We start from the raw sequence: 565 nt of genomic DNA, 5'->3' as shown, positions 1-565 counted from the left end.
GAAACACCGAGTTTGAGCAGTTCCTGATGCTGGGCCGCGAGATCCTGTTTGTCCGTCGAGCAGCGGGCATAGCCGATCATTATGTGTGTCATACGGGAAAGTGTAACGTATAAGGCCCCATGACTGCAAAACATATGGTACCACCTTTATGAGACACAGCACACGGCTGTATTCCATGACGTGTTGCACTTGTCCGGGACAGTCCGTCCAACGATCCCCTTCCGGACACATGAAGGAGACATCCGATCATGGCGCGGCGCCGTCTTCTGACCCGTGAAGCTCTCGCCCGACATTACGAGCCTTCTGTCGATGATCGCGAGATCACGAGACATTTTACACTCAGCCAGGATGACTTCGATCTGATCGCAACCCGCCGCGGAGAAACCTCCCGATTGGGTTTCACGATGGTCATGCTCTACATGCGCTGGCCGGGACGGGTGCTGGAATCTGGTGAAACACCACCGGCTCCCATTCTGTCATTTGTTGCGCGGCAGCTCGACCTGTCCCCTGGGCTCTGGTCCCATTACGGACGTCGTGACGAAACCCGTCGATCCCATCTGGCCCA

Annotated in this window: 2 protein-coding genes; one reads left to right on the top strand and one right to left on the bottom strand. The window is 56.3% G+C overall.

The window, feature by feature from the left end:
• On the bottom strand, positions 1–92 hold a 92-nt coding region (locus KP705_RS21190; RefSeq protein ID WP_308267646.1), incomplete at its 3' end, for a recombinase family protein.
• 156 nt (positions 93–248) lie between these two features.
• Here KP705_RS21190 and KP705_RS16420 point away from each other — a divergent pair.
• Positions 249–565 (top strand): DUF4158 domain-containing protein (locus tag KP705_RS16420; RefSeq protein WP_215765023.1); only part of this gene is annotated, 317 nt, incomplete at its 3' end.

This window comes from Gluconobacter sp. P1D12_c, from assembly GCF_018812105.1.
Lineage (GTDB): Bacteria > Pseudomonadota > Alphaproteobacteria > Acetobacterales > Acetobacteraceae > Gluconobacter > Gluconobacter oxydans_A.
This window is presented reverse-complemented; position numbering and strand designations above follow the sequence as displayed.